This is a genomic window from Microbacterium sp. ARD31, from assembly GCF_031844425.1.
Genome location: NZ_JAUZVE010000017.1, coordinates 1 through 22,873 on the forward strand (window position 1 = coordinate 1; position 22,873 = coordinate 22,873).

Sequence of the window (22,873 nt, forward strand, 5' to 3'; positions counted from 1 at the left end):
CCATCACCAGGTTGACCAACCTCACCGATCAGTACAGCTAGTGGGGGCTTGACGCCCTCCCGATGGTGGCGATCGCCAACGACGGCTCGGCCGACAAGATCGCGCTTGGCTGCGTTCCTTCCCCGACCTCAAGAACGCCGGGAGCGCCTTCTCGTCGTTGACTCCCGCGTGACCTGTCAGCTTGCCGACGGCACGGACGTCGTCGCCCAGCTGGCCAGCGCCGACGCACTCCGGCTCGAGCCGGGTGCCCGGGTGCGGCTCGACGTCGAGCCGTTCCCCGTGCTGGTGGTCGCCTGAGTCCTCTCGCCCGAGTCGTCGGCGGCGGTAGAGCGACATTGTGGGCGGCCGGAGGGTAGGGAGGTATCCGCTGGCGCTCGTGTACGCGGGGGTGGGCCGAGTGGCGGTCCGGTGGGTGGCGGCAGATCGCAGCAACGGCCCGCCGTACCTGCAAAGTGCCGCCACCCTTCGGTGTCGGCTGTCTGGGTGGCGGCAGATCGCAGCGAACGGCCGCCGTACCTGCAAGGTGCCGCCACCCAGCCACCACCAGGATTTGCACCATGCAACCCAGAGTGCAAAACTACACTCTGTGAACGATAGTGCAATCCCGCGTCGAGGCCGGCGTGGCACCGAGCTACGCATCGTCGACGCCGCGCAGCGGCTCGCCGACGAGCGCGGCAGCATCGACGGCTTCACCATGGAGGAGCTGGCCGAGGCGTGCGACGTCTCGCGCCGCACCCTGTTCAACTACTTCCCGAGCAAGGTCGACGCCGTGCTCGGCCCCGACGTCGTGCTGCCCCCCGACGCGATGGACACGTTCCGCGCGGGCGGCCCGTCGGGCGACCTGATCGACGACCTGCAGGCGCTCGTGCTCGCGATCCTCGAGAACGAGGACGTCGACCAGCCCACCATCCAGCGTTTCGACCGGATCGTGCACGCCAACCCCGTCCTGCTCATCACGATCAAGGAGCGGATGCGCCACATGGTCGAGCGCCTCGTCGAGGCCGCCGTCCAGCGCCCCGGTGGCGACCTGCCGCCGCGGGACGTCCAGGTCGCCATCGCCGTGCTCGGCGGCGTCGTCGAGGTCGCCGTCACCACCTTCGTCGACGACCCCGAGCAGGACTTCGCCGAGCTCATCGTCTCCGGCATCGCCACGGTCCGCCGCCTCTTCGGCTGACCCCACCGACCCGATCCACCACGCCCACCCACCCCAGACCACCCACCACTGAGGGACACACCACCCATGGCTCGACTCCTCCACCGCCTCGGCCACACGGCGTACCGGCGCTGGTACGCCTTCATCGCCGCCTGGCTCGTCGCGCTCGTCGCGGTCGGCTTCACCGCCACCGCCATCAGCAAGCCGATGACCGACGCCTTCTCGATCCCGGGCATCCCGTCCGAGAAGGCCGCCGACCTCCAGGAAGAGCTCTTCCCCGACGCCGTCGACGCCTTCGACCAGGCGAGCGTGACCGTCGTGGTCGCCGCGCCCGAGGGCCACACCCTCGCGGAGAAGAGGTACGCCGACCGGGTGACCGCGCTCGTCGAGGAGCTGGCCGCCCTGCCCCAGGCGCCCGCTGCCGAGACGATCGTCGACCCGGTGACCGCTGCTGCCGGCCAGGAGCAGCAGATGGTGGACGCCGTCGTGGAGGCCGGTGGCGACGAGGACCAGGCGCGGGCGGACTTCGCCGCGCTGTCCCCGCTGTCCGACGACAAGCGGATCGGCACCATCACCTACAACCTCGACGTCGACAAGGTCACCGACGTGGAACCCGAGACGGTCGACGCCATCAAGGACGCCGTCGCCGACGCGAACGCCGGTGGTCTGGTCGCCGAGGTCAACGGGTCGGGCCTGGTCTCCATGCCCGAGGGCGGCTCCGCCGAGCTCATCGGCATCGCCGTCGCCGTCGTGGTCCTGCTCGTCGTCTTCGGCTCGGTGGTCGCGGCCGGCATCCCCATCGTCACCGCCCTCATCGGTCTCGGGACAGGCCTGCTCGGCGTCGTGGGCGCCACCGCGTTCTTCGACATCGGGTCGAGCACGCCGATGCTCGCCAGCATGATCGGCCTCGCGGTCGGCATCGACTACGCCCTGTTCATCCTGGCCCGCTACCGCAGCGAGCTCGACCACACCGACGACCGCGCCGAGGCGATGGGCGTCGCAACCGGCACCGCCGGCTCGGCCGTCGTGTTCGCCGGCCTCACCGTGCTGATCGCCCTCGCCGCCCTGTCGGTGGTCGGCATCCCGTTCCTCACCACGATGGGCCTCGCCGCCGCCGGGACCGTCTTCGTCGCCGTGCTCGTCGCGCTCACCCTGCTGCCCGCTGTGCTCGGCATGCTGAAGGGCAAGGCGTTCGGCGGCCGGATCCGCCGCTACCGTCCGAAGCGCGACGAGCGCGGCCGTGTCCTCAACAACGGCGTGCGGTGGGCACGGCTGGTCGGCCGCGCTCCCGTGGCCGCGATCCTGCTCGTCGTCGTCGGCCTCGGCGCGCTCGCCGTACCGGTCAAGGACCTGCACCTGGCCTTCCCCACCGACTCCACCGCGTCGCCGGAGACCACGCAGCGCCGGGCGGCCGACCTGGTCGCCGAGGGCTTCGGTCCCGGCCGCCAGGGTCCGCTGATGGTCGTCGTGGACGCCCGTGACGTCGACGAGGCCGACCGCGGCGCCGCCTTCGGCGACGTCGTCGAGTGGGCCGCCGGCCTCGACGGCGTGGTGAACGCCCAGGTCGTGATGACCAACGCGGAGGGCACGGGCGCTCAGGTGCTCGTCACCCCGAGCACGGGCGCCGACGAGGTCGCCACCGAGGACCTCCTGCACGAGATGCGCGACGGCCAGGCCGGCATCGAGGAGCGGACCGGCACGACCACCGGCGTCACCGGCATCACCGCGATCCAGGCCGACGTCTCCGAGAAGCTCGCCGACGCGCTGCCGGTCTACCTCGCGGTCGTGATCGGGCTGGCGTTCGTGCTGCTGATGCTGGTCTTCCGCTCCATCCTGGTGCCGCTGACCGCCACCCTGGGCTTCCTGCTGTCGGTGCTGGCGACCCTCGGCGCGACCGTCCTGGTGTTCCAGGAGGGGATGTTCGGGATCGTGGAGGGCGCGCCGCTGGTGTCGTTCATGCCGATCTTCCTCATCGGCGTGGTGTTCGGCCTCGCCATGGACTACCAGGTCTTCCTGGTCACCCGCATCCGCGAGGCGCACGTGCACGGGGCGTCGATGCGCGAGGCGGTCGTCGACGGCTTCCGCAACTCGGCCCGCGTCGTCTCCGCGGCTGCGGTGATCATGACCTCGGTGTTCGCAGCGTTCATGCTCACCGACGAGCCGATCATCAAGTCCATGGGCTTCGCGCTCGCGGCCGCCGTGCTGTTCGACGCGTTCGTCGTGCGGATGGTGCTCGTGCCGGCGCTGCTCTACCTGCTCGGCGAGAAGGCGTGGTGGCTGCCCCGCTGGCTCGACCGGCTGCTGCCCGTCATCGACGTCGAGGGCGAGTCGCTCGAGCGCGGCCACGCCTCCGCGCAGTGGCGCGACGAGCGGGAGCCCGAGCTGGTCGGCTGACCCCGGCTCACCGCCAGGGCGCCACCAGGGCCGCGAGGTCGGGGGCCAGCTCCTTCTGCAGGAGCGGCCCGAAGGTCACCCGGTGCACCCCCATGGCCTGCAGGTCCTCCAGCGAGCCCGCGGCCGAGCCGGTGCGGGGGTTGGCGATGACGTTCACCGGCCCCGACAGCGCCTCGAGCAGCGCCTCGAGCGACCCGGCGTCCGGTACGCCGACGGGGTAGACGCAGCGGGCGCCCGCCTCCTCGCACGCGCGGAGGCGGGCGACCGCCTCGCCCACCGGGTCGTCGAACTGCCCCTTCTTGAGGAACACGTCGGTGCGGGCGTTGACCACCACGTCGACGCCCGCGGCGTCGGCGGCCCGGCGGATCGCGCCGATGTAGTCGGCGTGCTCGGACGCCGAGCGCATCCGGCCGCCCTCGGAGTGCACGGTGTCCTCGATGTTGAGCCCGACCGCGCCGGCCTCGAGCATCCGCTCGACCAGCTCGGCCGCGGGCGTGCCGTAGCCGGACTCCAGGTCGGCGGTGACCGGGACGTCGGGCACGGCCCCGCAGATCCGGCGTACGCCGTCGAGGGCGTCGTCGAGCGTCATGTCCTCGTTGTCGCCCTGGCCGCGCGAGTCCGCGAGCGGGTGGCTGCCGATGCTCAGGGCGGGGAAGCCGGCGTCCGCGACGGTGCGGGCCGACCAGGCGTCCCAGACGTTGGGCAGGACCAGCGTGGTGCCGGTGTGGTGGAGGTCGAGGAGGGTGCGCGCGCGCTCGGCGATGTCCATGCCCCGAGGCTGCCACGGTCGCGGTGACGGGCATAGAGGGGCGGGCGTGCGCGTTCAGCACACGTGGAGGTCTTCGAGTCGGTCGTCATCGGTGCCGGGCAGGCCGGCCTCGCGGCGTCGTACTTCCTGCGCCAGCGGGGCATCGAGCACGTCGTGCTCGACGCCAACCCCGAGCCGGGCGGCGCGTGGCAGCACCGCTGGTCCTCGCTGAGCATGGCGGACGTGCACGGGGTCGCGGACCTGCCCGGCTCGGCCGCGCCCGAGGTGTCGCGACGTGCGGCCAACCGCGTGGTGCCCGACTACTTCGGCGACTACGAACGCAGCCAGGGGCTGCCGGTGGTGCGCCCGGTGCGGGTGGACCGCGTCGACAGCGACGGCGAGCTGCTCGTGGTGCACGCCGGCGAGCAGGAGTGGCGCACGCGCACCCTGGTCAACGCGACCGGCACCTGGACCCGTCCCTTCGTGCCGTACTACCCCGGCATCGAGACCTTCCGGGGCGAGCAGGTGCACACCGCGCACTACCCCGGTGTCGACCACTTCCGGGGGCGGCGGGTCCTCGTCGTCGGCGGGGGAGCGTCGGCCGTGCAGTTCCTCGGCGAGCTGGCCCCGGTGGCGGACACGCTGTGGGTCACCCGTCGTGCTCCGGTCTGGCGCGACGAGTTCGACTCCGCCGCCGGCCTCGCCGCGGTCACCGCGGTCGAGGAGCGCGTACGACGTGGGCTCCCGCCCGCCAGCGTCGTCAGCGTGACCGGCTTGAAGCTGCGGCCGCAGGAGCAGGAGGCGGCGCGGCTCGGCGCCTACGAGCGGCTGCCGATGTTCGCCCGTGTCGAGCCCGACGGCGTCCGCTGGGCCGACGGCCGCTTCGAGCCCGTCGACGTCATCCTCTGGGCCACCGGTTTCCGGCCGGCGGTCGACCACCTCGCGCCGCTGGGCCTGCGTAGCCCCGAGGGCGGCATCGCGCTCGTGCCGGTGCCGGGCAACGTGCAGGGCGCGACCACCGCCGAGCGCGACCCCCGCGTTCAGCTCGTCGGCTACGGCCCCTCGGCCAGCACCATCGGCGCCTCCCGCGCGGGGCGCCAGGCCGCGCTGGCGGTCTCCCGCCACCTCGCAGCCCGGCGCGCCGACGCCGCGGCGGCGGGCTGACCGTCAACCTTCGTCAGCCGGCGTCAACCACCCTTCGGCCGGCCGGACGGTTGTCGTGACGCCGTACCCGACCGGGGTCGGCCATCACGAAGGGACTCGACCATGAACACCACCATCCAGACCGGGGACGTCGTCCGCCGGGGCTCCATCGCCGTCGCCGCTGCCGCGGCCTGCTTCGCCTTCGCCGCATGTGGGACCGAGGTCGCGCCACCGACGCAGGACATCGGCGGCACGCAGCAGGAGACGACCGACGCGCCGGCCCAGCCCACGAGGACCTCGCCCACCCGGGGCGAGTTCGGCGACGAGTACGGGACTGCCAGGCCCGGCCAGCGGTCGGGGAGCACGTACGACCCGATCGACCGCACACGGGACTGGCACTGAGGGTCGGGGCACCCCGACTCCCTACCGCGCCGCTGTCCCGGCGATCGCCCGGGACAGCGGCACGTGCTCACGGGTGTCGGCCGCTGCCTTCCTGAGCAGTCGAGCCGCGACGGTGCCCTGGCCGTCCCGCAGGGCGCACTGCGCGGCGCGCCACCGGCAGTACGCCGCGTCGTGCGGACGGTGGAGCTCGTCCCACAGGCTCGCCGTGTGGACCCAGGACTGTGCGTGGTCCCGGACGAGGATCCGGTCGAGCTCGTTGCGCCAGGTCGCGGTGTGCGCCTCGAGGTCCGCCCCGAAGGCCTGCGGCCCGAAGGGGTCCGTCGCGCTGCCCGCGCGCACTGCTTCCGCCTGCCTGCGGAGCTCGGCCCTTCCCGCGTCGTCGGCACGGGAGGCGTCGGCGAGGTCGGCAGCGGTCCGGGCGCGGAGCGCGAACGCTCCGGCGGCCTCGAGAGCCAGCGCGTCGGTGCTCAGGAACCCGAGGGCGCGGTCGAGGCAGCCCGCCGCTGCGGTGGCGTCCCCGGACCAGAGGTGGACGTCGGCGGTCGTGCAGTCGCAGCTGGCCGCCGCCACTGCGTAGTTGTCGATCGAGGTGATCCGCTCGAGCCTGGCCAGCGCCATCCCGGCGTCACCGCGCCGGAGGTCGACGGCCGCCTGCACCCTCTGGCACCTGCGCAGGTCGGTGCCGAGGTCGCCCACGACGCGGGACGCGAGCACCCGGGCGGCCTGGTCGACCGCGCCCTCGCGCAGGTGGGCCTCGGCCGTCCGGGAGAGCACGTCGTCGATGAACACCCCGCGCAGCTGCCAGCGCTCGGCCTGCCTGATGGCGGGCGCCAGCACGGTGGCGACCACCTCGGCCCGGGCGCCGGCCGGGAGCAGCACCTCGGCGGCGTACGCGGCGACCCTGATGGACCCGACCGGGTCGCCCTCCTCGTCGGACGCGGCGACGGCCTCCCGCGCCAGCCGCACGGCATCCTCGGGCTCGTGGTCGACGAGGCGGAGCCAGGCCAGCTGGGCCCGGAACAGCCGTTCCACGTCCGGCGCGCCGATCTCCCGGGCGATGACGAGGCCGTGGTCGACGTCGTCCCGGGTGAGCTCGTGATGCCCCAGCGACGACCTGATGTTGATGCGGGTCTCCAGCGCGTGGGCGGCCTCCCGCGAGGGTGGCTGGCGCAGGTGCATGTCGATCGACTCGTCGAGCTGCCGCAGGCCGAGGTCGAGGTCACCGAACCCGCACTCGAGGTCGGCCGACCGCAGCAGCACCTCGGCCCGGCCGGTGTCGGGCAGCTCCTCGGCCATGGCGTCGTCGATGATGGCCCGCACCGTGTCCACGTCCTCGCCGGAGCGGATGGCCGAGTCGATCCGGTGCACCAGGACTTCGGCGAGGCTCACGCGGTCCGCGCCGTCGACCGCCACGGACGTACGGCAGAGCTCGCGGGCGCGCGTCCACTCCGGGTACGCCTCGCGGGACGCGAAGCGCGCCTCGGCGGACCTCGCGGCCCGGACACGCCAGACCAGCTCCTCCTCGGGTCGGTGCGCCGCCCGCCAGTGGTTGGCGACCTCAGCGGCAGGTGGGTCCGGGAGCGCCGCGAGGACCTCGGCGACGCGGGCGTGCACGCGGGTCGCCTCACCGGGGACGAGGTGCTCCCGCACGGCGGCACCGAGCAGTGGGTGTGCCAGCCGCACCTCGTCGTCGTGGCCGCTGACGATCCGCTGCCGTACCAGCGTGCGAAGCGCCGGGGTGGGGTCGTCGTCGCTGCCGGTCGCCCGCACCAGCTGGTCGACCGTCAGCGACCGGTCGGCGATGCCCAGGGTGCGGGCGAGGAGCCAGGCGTCGGTCCCCAACCCCGTGAGGTGCTTCGCCAGCAGCACGGACAGGGCGTCCGGCAGCGCGTCGTCCGACAGCTCGGTCGTCGCGAGGTGCTCGGTGAACAACGGCCGTCCGAGGCTGCGGGCGTAGATCCGGTCGACCCGCTCACGCGTAGGGGTGGTCCCCTCCGCGAGGGCCAGCTGTGCTGCCGTCTCGTCCCGTGACAGGGGCGCCAGGTGGACCCGTGGAGACCGCGCGCCGACGCGCTCCCACCATGCCAGGTGGTCGTGGCCCGTGTCCGGGTCGCCGGTCCGCCACGTCCCGACGACGGGCACGGACGACCCGCGACTGGCGAGCATCTCCAGCAGGTCGAGGGTGCCGGGGTCCGCCCAGTGCAGGTCGTCGAGGACCAGCGCGAGCGGGCGGTCGGCACGCACGGCGTCGAGCAGGAGCACGAGGGCGCTCATCAGGCGTTGCCGCGCGAAGTCGGTGCCGAGCGTCGGAGGCGCGTCGACCTCGAGCTCGGGCAGCAGCGGTGCGATGGCGGTCGGGACCCACCGTGGGCATCCGCCGAGCACCCTTGCGGACCACGACGCGTCGTCGACCACGCCCAGGTCCCGCAGGAGGTCTGCCACCGGCATCAGCGGGACGGGGGTGGAGAGCGGGCGGCACCGGGCGGTGGCGACGACCACGGCGCACGTCCGGGCCGCCGCCCCCGTCAGCGTGGACTTGCCGATGCCGGCCTCGCCGGTGACGAGGAGGAGGCCGCTTCCGGTCTCCAGGTGACGGCGTACGGCGTCGAGCTCGGCGCGACGGCCGGCGATCCGCGGTGCGGGCGAGCGGGTGCGGTCGGTGGGGGCGGAGGCGGCGAGCCAGAGGTCGTGGAAGTGGGCGGTGTCGCCGTGCATGGCCTCGACCAGGAGCTCGAGGGTGCCCCACGTCGGGAGGGCCGGCCGGGAGAACGCCTTGGAGACGGTGGTGTGCGAGACGCCGGTCTCTCGGGCGAGGGCGCGCAGCGAGGGCCACCCGGCGCGGTGGTGGAGGTCGTGGAGGGCGTCGTTGAGCGTCCGAGACGGACCCGCGAGGTCGGGTCGGGGCAGTGCGCTCATGGGCCCTCCAACCACCCATTCCTGGGTCGAGGATCCTCCGGTGCTCCCTGCTCCGGCAACCCGGTTCTGCGCCGCTGTCAAGGATCGTCACGAGTCGTCAACCCCGGGTGCGGCGGATCGACGGTGGAGGGACACCGCCGGACTCGTCCGGCCCACCCGAAGGAGACCACCATGTCCACCACGCCCACCGCCGCGTGCACCGTCCTGCGACGTGCCGTCGTCACCGTCGCTGCGACCTGTGCCGCCGTGACCGTCACCGCCTGCGGCGCGCAGGTCGAGGCGCCCCGCAACGACATCGGCGGGGTCGAGCCCCAGGAGCCCCGCGCGACCTTCACGCTGGAGGACTGCCTGGACACCACCCGCCGAGCGCCTGTCACCACCTGCCCCTACCCGGTGAAGTCCGGCGACGACTTCGCGGGCTCGGCGAACCGCATGCGCTACGACGACGAGTACGCGCGGCCCGGCCGCTGAGACCTCCCTCGGGGGTGGGCGCGGCGGAGCGGGGGTGCCGCCGCGCCCACCGGCTGACGCACGTCATGGGTCACCGCCGTCCGGGCTCGCTACTCTGGCGCCATGGGGGAGATCGAGAACCGCCCGCACGACCCGTCGCAGATGCGCATCTCCGACGCCGACCGCCAGCGCGTCGCCGACGTGCTGCGCGACGCTGCCGGGGAGGGACGCCTCGACCTCGACGAGCTCGAGGAGCGCCTGGAGCTCACCTTCCAGGCCAAGACCTACGGCGAGCTGGTGCCGATCACCCTCGACCTCCAGGCGACCGGCCCGGTCACGCCCCCGGCCTCCGCGCCCGTGCGCCGGCCGTCACACCTGCCCGCAGTCGGCCACAGCTCCTCGACGGCCATCATGAGCGAGTGCAAGCGCCAGGGCGTCTGGGCGGTGCCCGAGCACCACAGCGCCTTCGCGCTGATGGGCAGCGTCCTCATCGACCTCCGCCAGGCGCAGCTCGCCGGCCACGAGACCCAGATCAACGCCAGCGCGATCATGGGCGAGGTGAAGGTGATCGTCCCGGCCGACATGCACGTCGTGGTCGACGGGACGCCGATCATGGGCGAGTACAACCAGGCCAAGGACAAGGTCCCGGCCGAGCTGCGCCCGGACTCCCCGACGGTGCGGATCCGCGGCATGGCCCTGATGGGCTCGGTCACCGTCCAGCGGCAGCCGCCCCCCGGCACGCCGAAGAAGATCCTCGGCACCTACTGAGCGGGATCACGCCCTCGTGAGGTGCACGAGGGTGACGGTCTCCGGACGGCGCCGCGGGATCCAGTAGCCACGGGTGCCGAGCACCGCCCCGCGGACCGTGACGCCGTCGGTCGGGCCCGCCTCGGGCAGCGCCACGGACCGGCTGACGGCGCGGTGGTCGACGGGCCCCACCCAGCGGAGGTCGTACGACGCGTCCGGCTGCAGGCCCGGCACGCGTACGACGGTGCCGCGGTTGCTCGCCGACTCGTCGAGCTGGACGTGGGCCAGCACCGCCTCGCCGCCGTCGCGCGCCACCACCCCGTGCAGCAGCACGGCCGGGTCCGCGGACTCCGGACGGACCGTCCGCCCGGCGTGCAGGAGGTGCCGCAGCCTCTTGTGCAGGCCCACCCACCCGGCGAGGGCGGTGAGCTCCTCCTCGGTCGCGGTGCTGAGGTCCCACTCCACGCCGAACGCACCGAACAGGGCAGTCGCGGCCCGGAAGTCGAGCGGCAGCGTGCGGCCGGTCTGGTGCGCGACCGGCGCGCTCACGTGGGCGCCGAGGTACTCCGGCGCCACCAGCTGCGTGGTCCAGCGCTGGATGTGCTGGCGGGCCAGCGCGTCGGTCATGTCGGAGGTCCAGACCCGCTGCGTGCGCTCGAGGACACCCAGGTCGATCCGGCCGCCGCCGGACGCGCACGTCTCCCAGTCGATGCGCGGGTGCAGGCGGCGCAGGGAGTCCAGGAGCCGGTAGAAGGCCAGCGTGTGCTCGCGCACCGCCGACGACCCGCCCCGCGCCCCGGACCCGGCCTCGAGCAGCTCGCGGTTGTGGTCCCACTTGACGTAGTCGATCGGTGCGGAGGAGAGCACGGCGTCCACCCGGTCGTGGACGTGCTGCCACACCTCGGGCCGGGACAGGTCGAGCACCAGCTGGTTGCGGTGGAGCTGCGGCACGCGGTCGCCCGCCGACAGGATCCAGTCGGGGTGCGCGCGGTAGAGCTCGGAGTCGGGGTTGACCATCTCCGGCTCGAACCAGAGCCCGAACTCCATGCCGAGGGATCGGACGTGGTCGGCGATCGGTGCCAGGCCCTCGGGCCACACGTCGGGGTCGACCCACCAGTCACCGAGGCCGGCGGTGTCGTCGCGCCGTCCGTGGAACCACCCGTCGTCGAGCACGAAGCGCTCGATCCCGACCCTCGCCGCCCGGTCGGCGATCTCGTGCAATCGGGCGAGGTCGTGGTCGAACCACACCGCCTCCCACACGTTGAGCACGACCGGCTGGTGGCCCGGGTGGGCGGACAGGGAGCGCTCGTAGGTGTGGAACGCCTCGGCCAGGCCGTCGAGCCCGGCCTCGGACGCCCCGAAGACGACCCACGGGGACGTGTACTCCTCCTCGGGCCCCAGCCTCACCTCGCCCGGCTGGAGCAGCTCGCCGCCGCCCAGGGTCGTGCCGAGGTCGGGGGAGCGTTCGGCGCGCAGCAGGCTGTTGCCGCTCCACGCGACATGCACCCCGAGCACGGTGCCGGTGCGGGTGCCGAAGCCGCGCGTGCCGAGCACGGCCATCGTCGCGCCGCCCAGGCCGGGGCGGCCCTCGCGTCCCTCGCGCAGCCACAGCCCGTCGGTGACCGTGTGCCGCTGCGGCGTGCGCTCGCCCTCGTGGCGGCCGGTGAAGTCGAGCAGCTCGACCAGGTCGTCGGCGGCGGGCAGCACGACCTCCAGCCCGGTGAGGACGTAGGTGCCGGGGCCGGTGCTGCGCACCCTGTGGCGCCCGCGGAGCAGGCCCCCGGGCAGCGCCTGGAGCTCGGTGGTCAGCCGCAGCCCGGCCGCGTCGTCGTACGCCGTGAGGGTGAGGGTGTCATCGGTGGCGGACAGGTCCTCGACGATGAAGCGCGTCGACCAGGCCGCGTCGGAGCCGGGCGCGTCGACGCGGTGCCCGCGCAGGTGGGGCCGGGTGAACAGCTCGTGGGCGTGCTCGCCCAACAGCGGCACGCCGGGCCCGCGGAACGTCGACGGATAGCCCGCCGCGCCGGCCGTGGTGGAGGTGGCCGGTCCGGCCCACAGGATGCGTGGGAGGAGCTCACCCGAGGTGTCGAGCTCGAGGGTGAGCCGGCTGGACGCGGAGGGGTGAGGGGGAGGGAAGAGCATCGCTCGCTTCCGGGTGGTCGAGGTGGGGTACGCCGCCCGGCGGCCGGCGCCGGGCAGCGTACGTTGCCGTCACCCCTTGACGGCTCCGGCGGTCAGGCCGCGGACGAAGAACCGCTGCATCAGCAGGAAGACCACGATCGGCAGCACCATGGACAGGAAGCCGCCCGCGGTGATGAGGTGCTGGCCCGACCCGGCCTGGCCCATGAGGTTGTTGCGCAGCGCGACCGTGATCGGCGCGTTGTCGCCGGGGCCGACGAAGATCAGCGCCACCAGCAGGTCGTTCCACACCCACAGGAACTGGAAGATCGCGAACGCCGCCAGCGCCGGCACCGACATCGGCAGCACCAGGCGGAAGAACGTCTGGAAGTGGCTCGCGCCGTCGATCTTCGCCGACTCGATCAGGCTCCTCGGGAGGGTGGCCATGTAGTTGCGCAGGATGTAGATCGCCAGGGACATGCCGAAGCCGATGTGCGCCAGCCACACGGCCGGGAACGTGCCCGCCAGCTCGAGGTCGCCGTAGATGCGCAGGATCGGCACGAACGCGATGTAGTTGGGCACCACCAGCAGGCTCACCACGGCGAGGAACAGGAAGTTGCGGCCGGGGAAGTCCATGAACGTGAACGCGTAGGCCGCGAACGCCGCCACCAGGACCGGGATGAAGGTCGCCGGCAGGGTGATCGCCAGGCTGTTGATGAAGGCCTCTCCGAGCCCACCCCGGTCGATGGCGGTCGTGTAGTTGTCGAAGGTCATCCGGCTCCACGCCGACGGCGTCCAGAACAGGGTCCACCAGCCGGTGTTCTGCGCGTCGTCGCGCGGGCGGAAGGACGTGAGGAGCAGCCCGATCACGGGCACGATCCACAGGAAGCACAGGATGAAGACGACGATCCTGGCGAACCAGCCCGCCTTCTGCGGCTGCCCCTCGCGGGACGAGGTCGCGCGCCGACGGGTCTTCGGCGCCGGTGTGGCCGCCGCCATCGTGGTCTGTGTCTGGGTCATGCCATCGACTCCTCACGGCGGAAGTTGCGCACCTGGTACCACATGATCGGGACCGTCGCGATCATGAGCAGCACGACGATCGCTGCGGCCGCGCCGTTGTTGAAGTTGCTGAACAGCTGGTTGAAGAACTCGTTGCCGATGACGTTGGTGTTGAAGCCGCCGTTGGTCATCACGTAGACGATGTCGAAGATCTTCATGACCCCGATGAGCGTGGTGACGTAGACGGTGAGCACCGATCCCCAGATCTGGGGCACGACGACGCGGAAGAAGATGTCGCGCTCGTTGGCCCCGTCGATCCGTGCCGCTTCGAGCGTGTCCTCGGGGACGCCCTTGACCGCGGCGGAGAGCAGCACCATCGAGAAGCCGGCCTGCGCCCAGAGCAGCATGAGCATGAGGAAGAAGCTGTTGAGGTGGAAGTCGCTCACCTGCAGCCAGGCCACCGGGTCGAAGCCGAGCGCCGTGACGATGGCGTTCTGCAGGCCGATCTGCTCGCGCCCCTCGGGGCGGTAGTTGTAGACCAGCCCCCACACGGTGCCGGCGCCGACGGCGCTGATCGCCATCGGCAGGAAGATGATCGTCTTCGAGGTCCGTTCCCACGTCGGGTTGAGACGGTCGGCGAGCACCGCCATGGCCAGGCCCAGGACCACGACGAGGACCGGCACGACGATCATCCAGAGCAGCGTGTTGAACAACGTGTCCTGGAAGCCCTTGGACTGGAGGAGGCGGCTGTAGTTGTCGAAGCCCACCCACGCCGTGCTCTGGGCATTGGCGAAGCTGAACACGACCGTCTGCACGGCCGGGTAGACGAGGTAGAACACGAGGGCGGCGTAGGCGGGAAGGATGTAGAGGTACGGCTTGATCCGGTCCTCCCAGCGCCCCGGCAGCAGCTCGGCGAGCTTGTTGAGGAGCCAGTAGAGGACGACGGCGGCGGCGACACCCACACCGACCGTGATCAGGGTGTTGAGGATCTTCAGGACCATGTGTCTCGCTCCTGGCAGGGCCGTGAGGGCGGTGGAGGGTGCGGGGACGGGGACGACCGGCCGGCGGCCGTCCCCGTCACGGGACGCGTCAGCTCAGCTGGCGGGCCAGCTCTCGTCGATGTTGGTCAGCGTGGTGTCGAGGTCCTGCTGGTCGCTGATCCACGCCGTCATCTCCTTCCAGAAGCTGCCGGCCCCGACCTCACCGGGCATCAGGTCCGAGCCGTCGAAGAGGAACGGGTCGGCCTGGTAGGCGACGTCGGCGATCTGGCGGGTCAGGTCGCTCGGGTAGAGCGACGTGTCGAACTCCGTGTGCGGTGAGATGAACGAGCTCGTCGGCGCTGCCTCGGTGCCGAGCTCGACGTCGGCGAGGATCTCCATCACCGCGCGCGAGCTCTCGTTGTCCTCGAGCAGCGTGGCGAGGTCGCCGCCGCCCATCACCGGGTTCTCGCCGCCGGCCTCGGCGGGCGGGAAGCCGAAGACGCCGATCCGCTCGTCGACGTTGTCGACCACGTCCTGCGGCATGAAGTCGGCCGAGACGACGAAGTTGCCCTGCTTGAACAGCCAGCAGCCCGGCTCGTCCTCCCACATGGTGTCCTCGGCGTCACCGAAGGCCACGCTCGCGATCGAGTCCCGACCACCGGGGACGCTGTCGTCGGCCAGGACGTTGGTCTCGAGGAAGTCGGCCGCCTGGCGCACGACGTCGGAGTCGAACTTCACCTCGTTGGCGACCCACTGGTTGTAGGTCTCGGCGCCGCCGTAGCGCATGATCAGGTCCTCGAACCAGTCGGTGACCGGCCAGCCCGTGGCGGTGCCGGACTCGATGCCGAAGCACCACGGCGTGCCGCCGTCGCTCTTGATCTGCTCGGTGAGCGCCGCGAGGTCGTCGAGGGTCTCGGGCGCCTCGTAGCCCGCCTCGTCCCACGCCTGCTTGTTGTAGAACACCAGGCTCTTGACGTTCATGCTGATCATCAGGCCGTACTGCGTGCCGTCGATCTGCCCGGCCTCGAGCGTGCCGGGCGTCATGTCGGCGATCGCGTCGGCCGGCACGATGTCGTCGGTGAGCTCGACGGCCTTGCCGCGGTCGACGATCTGCTTGATCACGCCGGGCTGGGGGATCACGGCGATGTCCGGCGGGTCGTTGGCCTGGATGCGGGTGAGGATCAGCTGGTTGATGTTGTCGACGCGCTCCACGTTGACCTCGATGCCCGCCGCGTCGGCCTCCTCCTCGATCTTCTTCTTGAGGCCGTCGAAGACGAGCGGGTCGGTGGTCGCGAGGATGTCGACGACGCCGTCGTCCTCGCCGCCACCACCCCCACTGCCGCCCCCGCCCTCGTCGCTGCCGAGGCATCCGGTGGTGGTCAGGGCGAGGGCGAGCGCGCTGACGCCCAGTGCCGCTCGGCGCCGTGTCGAAGTCAGTCGCATGGGGGTGCCTCCTTGGCTGGCCGGGCCTATCCGCGCCGGACCGGTTCGTCGTACTGTGACCTACGCCACTGCTGAATCGAATCAGCCGCATCATGTGCGGCCGTCGGTCCGGGTGTCAAGCAACGGTTCGGACACGTTCGGCCGACACGCGTCGCGCGCCTGCGGCAGGATCTGGCGCGCCATGAAGGAGGGAGGAGAGCAGTGAAGACGCGACGGGTGGTGCTCTCCGACGTCGCCGCCGAAGCGGGCGTGTCGACCACGACGGCGTCCTACATCCTCAACGGCCGGGCCGACGAGATGCGGATCGCGAGCGAGACCGAGGAGCGCGTCCGCGCCGCTGTCGCGCGTCTGGGCTACCGCCCGAACCGGAGCGCCCGCAGCCTGCGCACCCGTCGTACGGCGACCGTCGGACTGGTCTCCGACCAGATCGCCGGCGAGCAGTACGGCAGCAGCATGCTGACCGGCGCGAGCCTGGCGGCGCGCGAGCTCGACCACCTCGTGGTCATGGGGGAGAGCGGCGGCGACCCCGAGCTCGAACGGCTGCTGATCGAGGAGATGCTCGAGCGCGAGGTCGACGGGGTGGTCTATGCCACCCGCACCGCGCGGACCGTCCACCTGCCCGAGGCGCTGCGCGGCACCCGGTCGGTCCTGCTCAACTGCGAGGACCCCGACCGGACCCTGCCCGCCGTGGTCCCCGACGACGAGGGCGGCGGCCGCCAGGCGGCCGCGGTGCTGCTCGACGCGGGCGTCGACGACGTGTGGGTCGTGGGGGAGGACCCGACACCGGAGGCGACCGCCGGACCACGTCGCATGTGGGGCGTCCGGGCGGGGCTCGCGGCGAGCGGCGTGGCGCTCGGGGGCGTGGTCGCCTGCGACTGGTCGGTCACCGAGGGCTTCGAGGCGACCAGCCGGTGGCTGGCCGAGGGCCACCGCGCCCGCGGGCTGGTCTGCATGAACGACCGGGTCGCGATGGGCGTCTACCAGGCGCTGGCCGAGGCCGGCCTGCGCGTGCCCGACGACGTCAGCGTCGTCTCCTTCGACGGGTCCGCACTGGCCGGCTGGCTGCGGCCCGTGCTGACCTCGGTCGAGCTGCCGTTCACCGAGCTCGGCGCCCTCGCCGTGCGCCGCCTCCTCGACGCCGACGACCGGGGCGGGACGGTCTCGGTGCCCATGACCGTCCGGCACGGCGGGTCGGTCCGGCGGGCCTGAACCGGCCTCGTCGCGGTCGCGCCGGCCGTCCGGCGTGGACACCCGCGTTGCCCGGTCGGACCGCGGAGCCCTACTGTGACTGGCGTCACTTCACTACGGATCGTCCGGCACGTACCTGCCGGTGAAGGAGCAGAAAATGGCATCAGTGACGTTCGAGAAGGCCCAGCGGTGGTATCCGGGGGCCGATGAGCCCGCGGTCCCGGGCATCGACCTGGAGATCAAGGACGGCGAGTTCATGGTGCTCGTCGGCCCGTCCGGGTGCGGCAAGTCCACCACGCTCCGCATGCTGGCGGGGCTGGAGGAGGTCAACGACGGTCGCATCTTCATCGGCGACCGCGACGTGACCAACGTGCCGCCGAAGGACCGGGACATCGCGATGGTGTTCCAGAACTACGCGCTCTACCCGCACATGTCCGTCGAGGAGAACATGGCGTTCTCGCTCAAGATGGCGAAGGTGCCGGCCGAGGAGCGCAAGCAGCGCGTGGCCAAGGCCGCCGAGATCCTCGGCCTGACGGAGTACCTCCAGCGCAAGCCCAAGGCGCTGTCCGGTGGCCAGCGCCAGCGTGTGGCGATGGGTCGCGCGATCGTGCGCGCACCGCAGGTGTTCTGCATGGACGAGCCGCTGTCCAACCTCGACGCGAAGATGCGGGTCCAGACCCGCACCGACATCGCCCGGCTGCAGCAGGACCTCGGCGTCACGACCGTCTACGTCACCCACGACCAGGTCGAGGCGATGACGATGGGCGACCGGGTCGCGGTGATGAAGCTCGGCGTCCTCCAGCAGGTCGACACCCCGCTCAAGCTCTACGACAAGCCCGCCAACCTCTTCGTCGCAGGGTTCATCGGCTCCCCGCAGATGAACCTCCTCGAGGGCGTGGCCGCCGAGGACGGCACCGTCAAGGTCGGCGGCTACAACGTGCCTGTCGACCGCACCGCGGAGAAGAAGATGAGCGGCCGGGTCACCGTGGGCGTGCGCCCCGAGAACTGGCGGCTGGTCTCCGACGGCGAGGGCGGTCTGCCGGTCACCGTGACCGTGGTCGAGGAGCTCGGTGCCGACAGCTTCGTCTACGGCACCTGCGACGTGGAGGGCACGCCCTCCAACGTCATCGTCCGCATCGCCGGCCGAACCCACCCCCAGAAGGGCGAGACGCTCTACGTCACGACCGACACCGAGCACGTGCACGTGTTCGACACCGAGTCGGGGGAGCGCCTCTCCGCCTGATCACCCACCGGTGGTCGGGTAGCACGCGAGCGCCAGCGAGCGGCGTATCGAGACCCTCGACATGGGGGTCTCGATACGCCTCCCTCGTTCCTCGGTCGGCTACTCGACCACCTGCGTCGCGGCGCTACTCGAGCACCGTGAGCGAGCGCACGTGCGCTGTGCCGCCCTCGGCGAAGACCGTGAGCCCGGTGCTGCCCGGGTCGGGCAGGACCTGGTCGGTGAGCACGACCTCGCCGTCGTCGGCGAACACCTCGACCGAGGCCACGTCGACCACCACCTCGAGCCGTACGACGTCGCGCCGGGGCAGGGGGGCGGTGTGCACGGCGGCGAAGGCGGGGTGCGGGCTCGTGCCGGCCTCGGTGCGGTCCACCGCGATCGTCCGGGCGGCCGGGTCGACGACGACGGTGGTCCGCTCGCCCGCACCGACCCGGACCCGCAGCCCGAACCGCTGGGCCGAGCCGGCCTCGAGCTCCGCGACCACCCGGCACGTCCGGGCCGCCACGGGCAGGACCTGCTCACCGTCGACGTCGGTCCCCGCGAGCTCGCAGGCCACCGTGCCCGGACGCACGACCGGGCGCTGCAGCAGGGCCAGCCCGTCCGCATCGGGGCGCAGGACCAGGCGGCGGGCCAGCGTCATCGACCCGCGGAAGTCCGCGGCGGGGATGGTGTCGGCGTACAGCCAGTTGCTCATCCAGCCCTGCACGACGGGGCCCGTGCCGGGGGCGTCGGCGTAGGAGATCGCCGCGTAGCAGTCCGCGCCGTGGTCGCACCACCTCGCCGGCTGGGTCGACCGGAACCCGGCGTCGGTGAGCTCGCCGACGAAGTACTGCATGCCCGAGCCGCCGGCCGGAGCACCCGCCGAGACGCTGACCAGCAGCACGTCCGCCGCCTCGTCCGTGCCCTCCACGGGCACCCGCACGAGGTCGGGGCACTCCCACACCCCCTCGACCGAGCCCTCCGGGCCGAACGACGAGTGGTGCGTCCAGCCGAGCAGGTCCGGCGAGCGGTAGAGGTCGACGACCCGGTCGTCGGCGCGCACGATGACCATGGTCCATCCGTCGCCGTCGCGGTGGACCTTCGGGTCGCGGAACGAGGTGGAGCCGATGTCGAGCACGGGGTTGTCCGGGTGCGGGAGCCACGTGCGGCCGCGGTCGCTGCTGTGCGCCAGCGACTGCGCCTGCCGCAGCGTGGTGGGGTCGAAGCTGGTGTAGAGCGCGACGAGGGGACCGACCCCGTCGGACCCGAGGCCCGAGCTGTTGGTGGCGTCGTGGACGACGCTGCCCGACCACATGTGCTCGTCGTCCGACGCGACCAGGGCGGTCGGCAGCTCGGTCCAGTCCACGAGGTCCGCACTGACGGCGTGCCCCCACGAGATCGGGCCGTGCACCAGGTCGTGCGGGTGGTGCTGGAAGAACAGGTGGTACTCGCCGTCGTGGTGGACCAGCCCGTTGGGATCGTTGAGCCAGCCCCGCCGGGGCGTGAAGTGGTCGCGCGGGCGAACGGTCGGGTCGAAGCTCACGACCGCCCAGCGTAGGCCGCCCGGCGCGGTGACCGAAGGACCTGGCTGTCGCCATACTGAGTGCCGTGCCCGCCACCGACGCCGCCGCTGGGGAAGCCTTCGAGTCCAGGTTGCGCGCCCTCCTGCCCGACCTGCAGGACACGCTGGCGCGGGTCTACGGTCCCGAGGTGGCGCTGCCCACCACCGAGCGGTTGGCCGCGATCGCGCGAGCCGCGCACGACGCCCGGCCGGCAGCGCTGCGCGCCCTCGACGAGCAGCGGCTGCGCACGCCCGACTGGTTCCAGAAGCCGGGGATGGTGGGGTACGCCGCCTACGCGGACCGCTTCGCCGGCACCCTGGCCGGGGTGGGGGAGCGGGCGTCGTACCTGCGTGACCTCGGCGTCGGCTACCTCCACCTGATGCCGCTCCTGACGCCGCGCCCGGCGCCCAACGACGGTGGCTACGCGGTAATGGACTACCGGTCGGTGCGCGCCGACCTCGGCACCGTCGACGACCTGCGCGACCTCGCCACCACGCTGCGGGGCGAGGGGATCAGCCTCTGCCTGGACCTGGTGCTCAACCACGTCGCGCGCGAGCACGAGTGGGCCGTCGCCGCCCGCGCGGGCGACCCGGAGAAGCGGGCCTACTTCCACGTCTACGACGACCGCTCGGTGCCCGACGCCTTCGAGGCGACGCTCCCGGAGGTCTTCCCCGACTTCGCGCCGGGCAGCTTCACCTGGGACGACGAGCTCGCCGGCTGGGTGTGGACGACCTTCAACGACTACCAGTGGGACGTCGACTGGTCGAACCCTGCCGTGCTCTGCGAGTACGCCGACATCATCCTGGGCCTGGCCAACCTCGGCGTCGAGGTCTTCCGCCTCGACGCGATCGCCTTCATCTGGAAGCGCCTGGGCACCGACAGCCAGAACCAGCCCGAGGTGCACGAGCTGACCCGCGCTCTGCGCACGGTGGCCCGGATCGCGGCGCCCGCCGTGCTGTTCAAGGCCGAGGCGATCGTCGGACCGGCCGACCTGCCGGCCTACCTCGGCGTCGGGCGCCACCGGGGCCGGGTGAGCGACCTGGCCTACCACAACGGGCTGATGGTCCAGGTGTGGTCGATGCTCGCCACCGCGGACGTCGCGCTCACCACCCGTGCGCTCCAGCAGCTGCCGCAGCCACCGTCGACCACCGCCTGGGTGACCTACGCCCGGTGCCACGACGACATCGGCTGGGCGATCTCCGACGAGGACGCGAGCGCCGTCGGGCTCGACCCCGCGGCGCACCGCCGGTTCCTCTCCGACTGGTACTCCGGCGCCTTCCCCGGCTCGTGGGCCCGCGGCCTGGTCTTCCAGCAGAACGAGGCGACCGGTGACCGGAGGATCTCGGGGTCGCTCGCGTCGCTGGCCGGGCTCGAGGCCGGCGACCCCGGTGCGACGGCGCGGATCCTGCTGGCGCACGCCGTGGTGCTCTCCTTCGGTGGGCTCCCGGTCATCTGGATGGGCGACGAGCTCGGGCTGACCAACGACACCGGCTGGGCCGACGACCCGGCGCACGCCGCCGACAACCGCTGGGTGCACCGGCCGCGCATGCCGTGGCCGGTGGTGGAGTCAGGCGCTGACCCGCACGGGATCGTCGCCGGGCTGCGCCACCTCGTCGACGTACGCCGTTCGGTGCCGCACCTGCACGCCGCCTCGCCCACCGAGGTGTGGGACCCGCGCGACCCGCGGGTGCTGCTGGTCGTGCGCCGTCACCCACGAGGCCCCCTCCTCGCCGCGGCGAACGCGAGCGGGGAGGAGGCCTGGGTGGCGTCCGACGTCCTGCACTGGCTGGGCTTGCACACCGACGGGCTCCGCGACGCCCTCACGGGTGCGCCGCCCGAGCTGCACGACGGGGCGGTCCGGCTCGCCCCCTACGCCGCCACCTGGCTGTACGACGCCGGCTGAACCTCCTCAACCAGCGAGGGCGCTGAGCATCCACCGATGGTTGAGGAGCGAGCGCAGCGCGCCCTCCCTCGTTGGTTGAGGTGCGAGCGCAGCGAGCCCTCCCTTGTTGGTTGAGGTGCGAGCGCAGCGAGCCTCGAAACCCCTTGGGGATGTGGGGTTTCGAGGCTCGTCGCTGGCGCTCCTCGCACCTCAACCGGCGAGAGGGGCTGGCGCTTCTCGCACCTCAACCGGCGAGGGTGCGTCAGGTGGTCGCCTGGTCCGAACCCGGCTGGACGGCGTCCTGCTGCTCGCCCACCTTCTCCGCCTTCTCCATGGTGTTGCCGCTCGGCACGATGCCGGCCCGGTCGGCGTCCATGGTGAGGTTGTCGCCCGTGGTCGGGTCGAAGAGGTGGATCTTGCGGGCGTCGACCCAGATCTTCGCCTCGTCGCCCTCGCTGATCCGGCTGGCCCCGTCGAGCGAGATGACCAGCTGGGTCCGCAGCGACTCGCCGTCGAGGTCGCGCTCGAGCTGCTGGAGCTGCTTCTCGACCTCCGGCGGCGCCTCGAAGGGGATGTAGGCGTAGGCCTCGTTGCCGAGCCACTCCACGACGTCGACCGTCGCGGTGAAGGTCGCCTCGTCGGTGACCTTGTCGCTGTCGAGGACGCTGGCGTCCTCGAAGTGCTCGGGCCGGATGCCGGCGATGAGCAGCTTCCCCTCGGTCGCCTTGGCGGCCTTGTCGTCGGGGATCGTCACCGTGCCGAACGGGAGCTCGACCTTGTTGCCCGTCACCGTGGCCGGCAGGAAGTTCATCGGCGGGGAGCCGATGAAGCCGGCGACGAAGAGGTTGGCCGGGTTCTCGTAGAGCTCGCGCGGGGTGGCGTGCTGCTGCAGGACGCCGCGCTTCATCACCGCGACCCGGTCACCCAGCGTCATGGCCTCGGTCTGGTCGTGGGTGACGTAGACCGTCGTGATGCCCAGTCGCTTCTGCAGGCGCGAGATCTCGGTGCGCATCTGCCCACGCAGCTTGGCGTCGAGGTTGGACAGCGGCTCGTCGAAGAGGAACGCCTCGGCGTCGCGGACGATCGCACGGCCCATCGCGACGCGCTGGCGCTGGCCACCCGACAGGTTGCCGGGCTTGCGCTCGAGGTGCTCGTCGAGCTCCAGCGTCTTCGACGCCTCGCGGACCTTCTGGTCGACCTCCGAGTCCGGGGCGCCGGCCAGCCGCAGCGGGAACGCGATGTTCTCGTAGACGGTGAGGTGGGGGTAGAGCGCGTAGTTCTGGAACACCATCGACAGGTTGCGGTCGCGCGGCGCGAGGTCGTTGACCTTCTTGCCGCCGATGATCATGTCCCCGTCGGTGATGTCCTCCAGCCCGACGATCATCCGCAGGAGGGTGGACTTCCCGCACCCGGACGGGCCGACGAGGATCAGGAACTCGCCGTCCTCCACGTCGATGCTCACGTCGTTGACGGCCGGGAAGCCGTCGCCGTACTGCTTGACGATGTTCTTCATCTCGATGGCAGCCATG

Annotated in this window: 18 protein-coding genes; 10 read left to right on the top strand and 8 right to left on the bottom strand. The window is 72.1% G+C overall.

The features are described 5' to 3' along the window. The first annotated feature begins 168 nt into the window (after positions 1-168). The 3 genes from Q9S36_RS28755 (at position 169) to Q9S36_RS28765 (ending at position 3,547) form a co-directional block, all read left to right on the top strand. Positions 169-297 carry a hypothetical protein gene (locus Q9S36_RS28755; protein WP_311288249.1) on the top strand — a complete coding sequence of 43 codons (129 nt, stop codon included), beginning with the start codon at positions 169-171 and terminating at the stop codon, positions 295-297. Positions 298-586: 289 nt separating this feature from the next. Continuing rightward, positions 587-1,174 carry a helix-turn-helix domain-containing protein gene (locus Q9S36_RS28760; protein WP_311288250.1) on the top strand — a complete coding sequence of 196 codons (588 nt, stop codon included), beginning with the start codon at positions 587-589 and terminating at the stop codon, positions 1,172-1,174. A 66-nt stretch (positions 1,175-1,240) separates the two neighbouring features. Then, a complete protein-coding gene (locus Q9S36_RS28765; protein ID WP_311288251.1) occupies positions 1,241-3,547 on the top strand; it encodes an MMPL family transporter in 2,307 nt (768 codons plus the stop codon). A gap of 7 nt (positions 3,548-3,554) precedes the next feature. Here the strand turns inward: Q9S36_RS28765 and Q9S36_RS28770 are convergent, their stop codons facing one another. Then, positions 3,555-4,316: an isocitrate lyase/phosphoenolpyruvate mutase family protein gene (locus Q9S36_RS28770; RefSeq protein WP_311288252.1), complete on the bottom strand. Its 762-nt coding sequence runs from the start codon at positions 4,314-4,316 to the stop codon at positions 3,555-3,557. A gap of 63 nt (positions 4,317-4,379) precedes the next feature. On the opposite strand from Q9S36_RS28770, the gene Q9S36_RS28775 reads away from it, so the two are divergent. Then, positions 4,380-5,459 carry an NAD(P)/FAD-dependent oxidoreductase gene (locus Q9S36_RS28775; RefSeq protein ID WP_311288253.1) on the top strand — a complete coding sequence of 360 codons (1,080 nt, stop codon included), beginning with the start codon at positions 4,380-4,382 and terminating at the stop codon, positions 5,457-5,459. 102 nt (positions 5,460-5,561) lie between these two features. Then, on the top strand, positions 5,562-5,840 hold the full coding sequence (locus tag Q9S36_RS28780; RefSeq protein WP_311288254.1) for a hypothetical protein: 279 nt from the start codon (positions 5,562-5,564) through the stop codon (positions 5,838-5,840). A 21-nt stretch (positions 5,841-5,861) separates the two neighbouring features. Here the strand turns inward: Q9S36_RS28780 and Q9S36_RS28785 are convergent, their stop codons facing one another. After that, a complete protein-coding gene (locus Q9S36_RS28785; RefSeq protein ID WP_311288255.1) occupies positions 5,862-8,756 on the bottom strand; it encodes an AAA family ATPase in 2,895 nt (964 codons plus the stop codon). 171 nt (positions 8,757-8,927) lie between these two features. On the opposite strand from Q9S36_RS28785, the gene Q9S36_RS28790 reads away from it, so the two are divergent. Together Q9S36_RS28790 and Q9S36_RS28795 are read left to right on the top strand one after the other, a co-directional pair. Then, positions 8,928-9,227 carry a hypothetical protein gene (locus tag Q9S36_RS28790; RefSeq protein ID WP_311288256.1) on the top strand — a complete coding sequence of 100 codons (300 nt, stop codon included), beginning with the start codon at positions 8,928-8,930 and terminating at the stop codon, positions 9,225-9,227. A 102-nt stretch (positions 9,228-9,329) separates the two neighbouring features. Then, a complete protein-coding gene (locus Q9S36_RS28795; RefSeq protein WP_311288257.1) occupies positions 9,330-9,974 on the top strand; it encodes a DUF1707 domain-containing protein in 645 nt (214 codons plus the stop codon). 6 nt (positions 9,975-9,980) lie between these two features. Here Q9S36_RS28795 and Q9S36_RS28800 read toward each other — a convergent pair whose 3' ends face one another. The 4 genes from Q9S36_RS28800 to Q9S36_RS28815 form a co-directional block, all read right to left on the bottom strand. Continuing rightward, entirely contained in the window at positions 9,981-12,095 is a 2,115-nt protein-coding gene (locus tag Q9S36_RS28800) for an alpha-galactosidase (RefSeq protein WP_311288258.1), read from the bottom strand. A 69-nt stretch (positions 12,096-12,164) separates the two neighbouring features. After that, the gene (locus tag Q9S36_RS28805) at positions 12,165-13,091 is read right to left on the bottom strand and encodes a carbohydrate ABC transporter permease (protein WP_311288259.1); all 927 of its coding nucleotides are present in this window, start codon (positions 13,089-13,091) and stop codon (positions 12,165-12,167) included. After that, positions 13,088-14,071 carry a sugar ABC transporter permease gene (locus Q9S36_RS28810; RefSeq protein WP_311288260.1) on the bottom strand — a complete coding sequence of 328 codons (984 nt, stop codon included), beginning with the start codon at positions 14,069-14,071 and terminating at the stop codon, positions 13,088-13,090. Before Q9S36_RS28810 ends, Q9S36_RS28805 begins: the two co-directional genes overlap by 4 nt. Before the next feature lie 93 nt (positions 14,072-14,164). Beyond that, the gene (locus Q9S36_RS28815) at positions 14,165-15,493 is read right to left on the bottom strand and encodes an extracellular solute-binding protein (RefSeq protein ID WP_311288261.1); all 1,329 of its coding nucleotides are present in this window, start codon (positions 15,491-15,493) and stop codon (positions 14,165-14,167) included. 201 nt (positions 15,494-15,694) lie between these two features. On the opposite strand from Q9S36_RS28815, the gene Q9S36_RS28820 reads away from it, so the two are divergent. Both Q9S36_RS28820 and Q9S36_RS28825 read left to right on the top strand, forming a co-directional pair. Next, positions 15,695-16,702, top strand: coding sequence for a LacI family DNA-binding transcriptional regulator (locus Q9S36_RS28820; RefSeq protein WP_311288262.1), 1,008 nt, complete (start codon positions 15,695-15,697; stop codon positions 16,700-16,702). Between the two features lie 136 nt (positions 16,703-16,838). After that, positions 16,839-17,924, top strand: coding sequence for a sn-glycerol-3-phosphate ABC transporter ATP-binding protein UgpC (locus Q9S36_RS28825; RefSeq protein ID WP_311288263.1), 1,086 nt, complete (start codon positions 16,839-16,841; stop codon positions 17,922-17,924). 124 nt (positions 17,925-18,048) lie between these two features. Here Q9S36_RS28825 and Q9S36_RS28830 read toward each other — a convergent pair whose 3' ends face one another. Then, the gene (locus tag Q9S36_RS28830) at positions 18,049-19,443 is read right to left on the bottom strand and encodes a glycoside hydrolase family 32 protein (RefSeq protein ID WP_311288264.1); all 1,395 of its coding nucleotides are present in this window, start codon (positions 19,441-19,443) and stop codon (positions 18,049-18,051) included. Positions 19,444-19,508: 65 nt separating this feature from the next. On the opposite strand from Q9S36_RS28830, the gene Q9S36_RS28835 reads away from it, so the two are divergent. Next, on the top strand, positions 19,509-21,365 hold the full coding sequence (locus Q9S36_RS28835) for an alpha-amylase family protein (protein WP_311288265.1): 1,857 nt from the start codon (positions 19,509-19,511) through the stop codon (positions 21,363-21,365). Positions 21,366-21,606: 241 nt separating this feature from the next. On the opposite strand, the gene Q9S36_RS28840 is transcribed toward Q9S36_RS28835, so the two are convergent. Next, positions 21,607-22,872, bottom strand: a complete 1,266-nt coding sequence (locus Q9S36_RS28840; RefSeq protein ID WP_311288266.1) for a sn-glycerol-3-phosphate ABC transporter ATP-binding protein UgpC — start codon at positions 22,870-22,872, stop codon at positions 21,607-21,609. Position 22,873 lies beyond the last annotated feature (1 nt).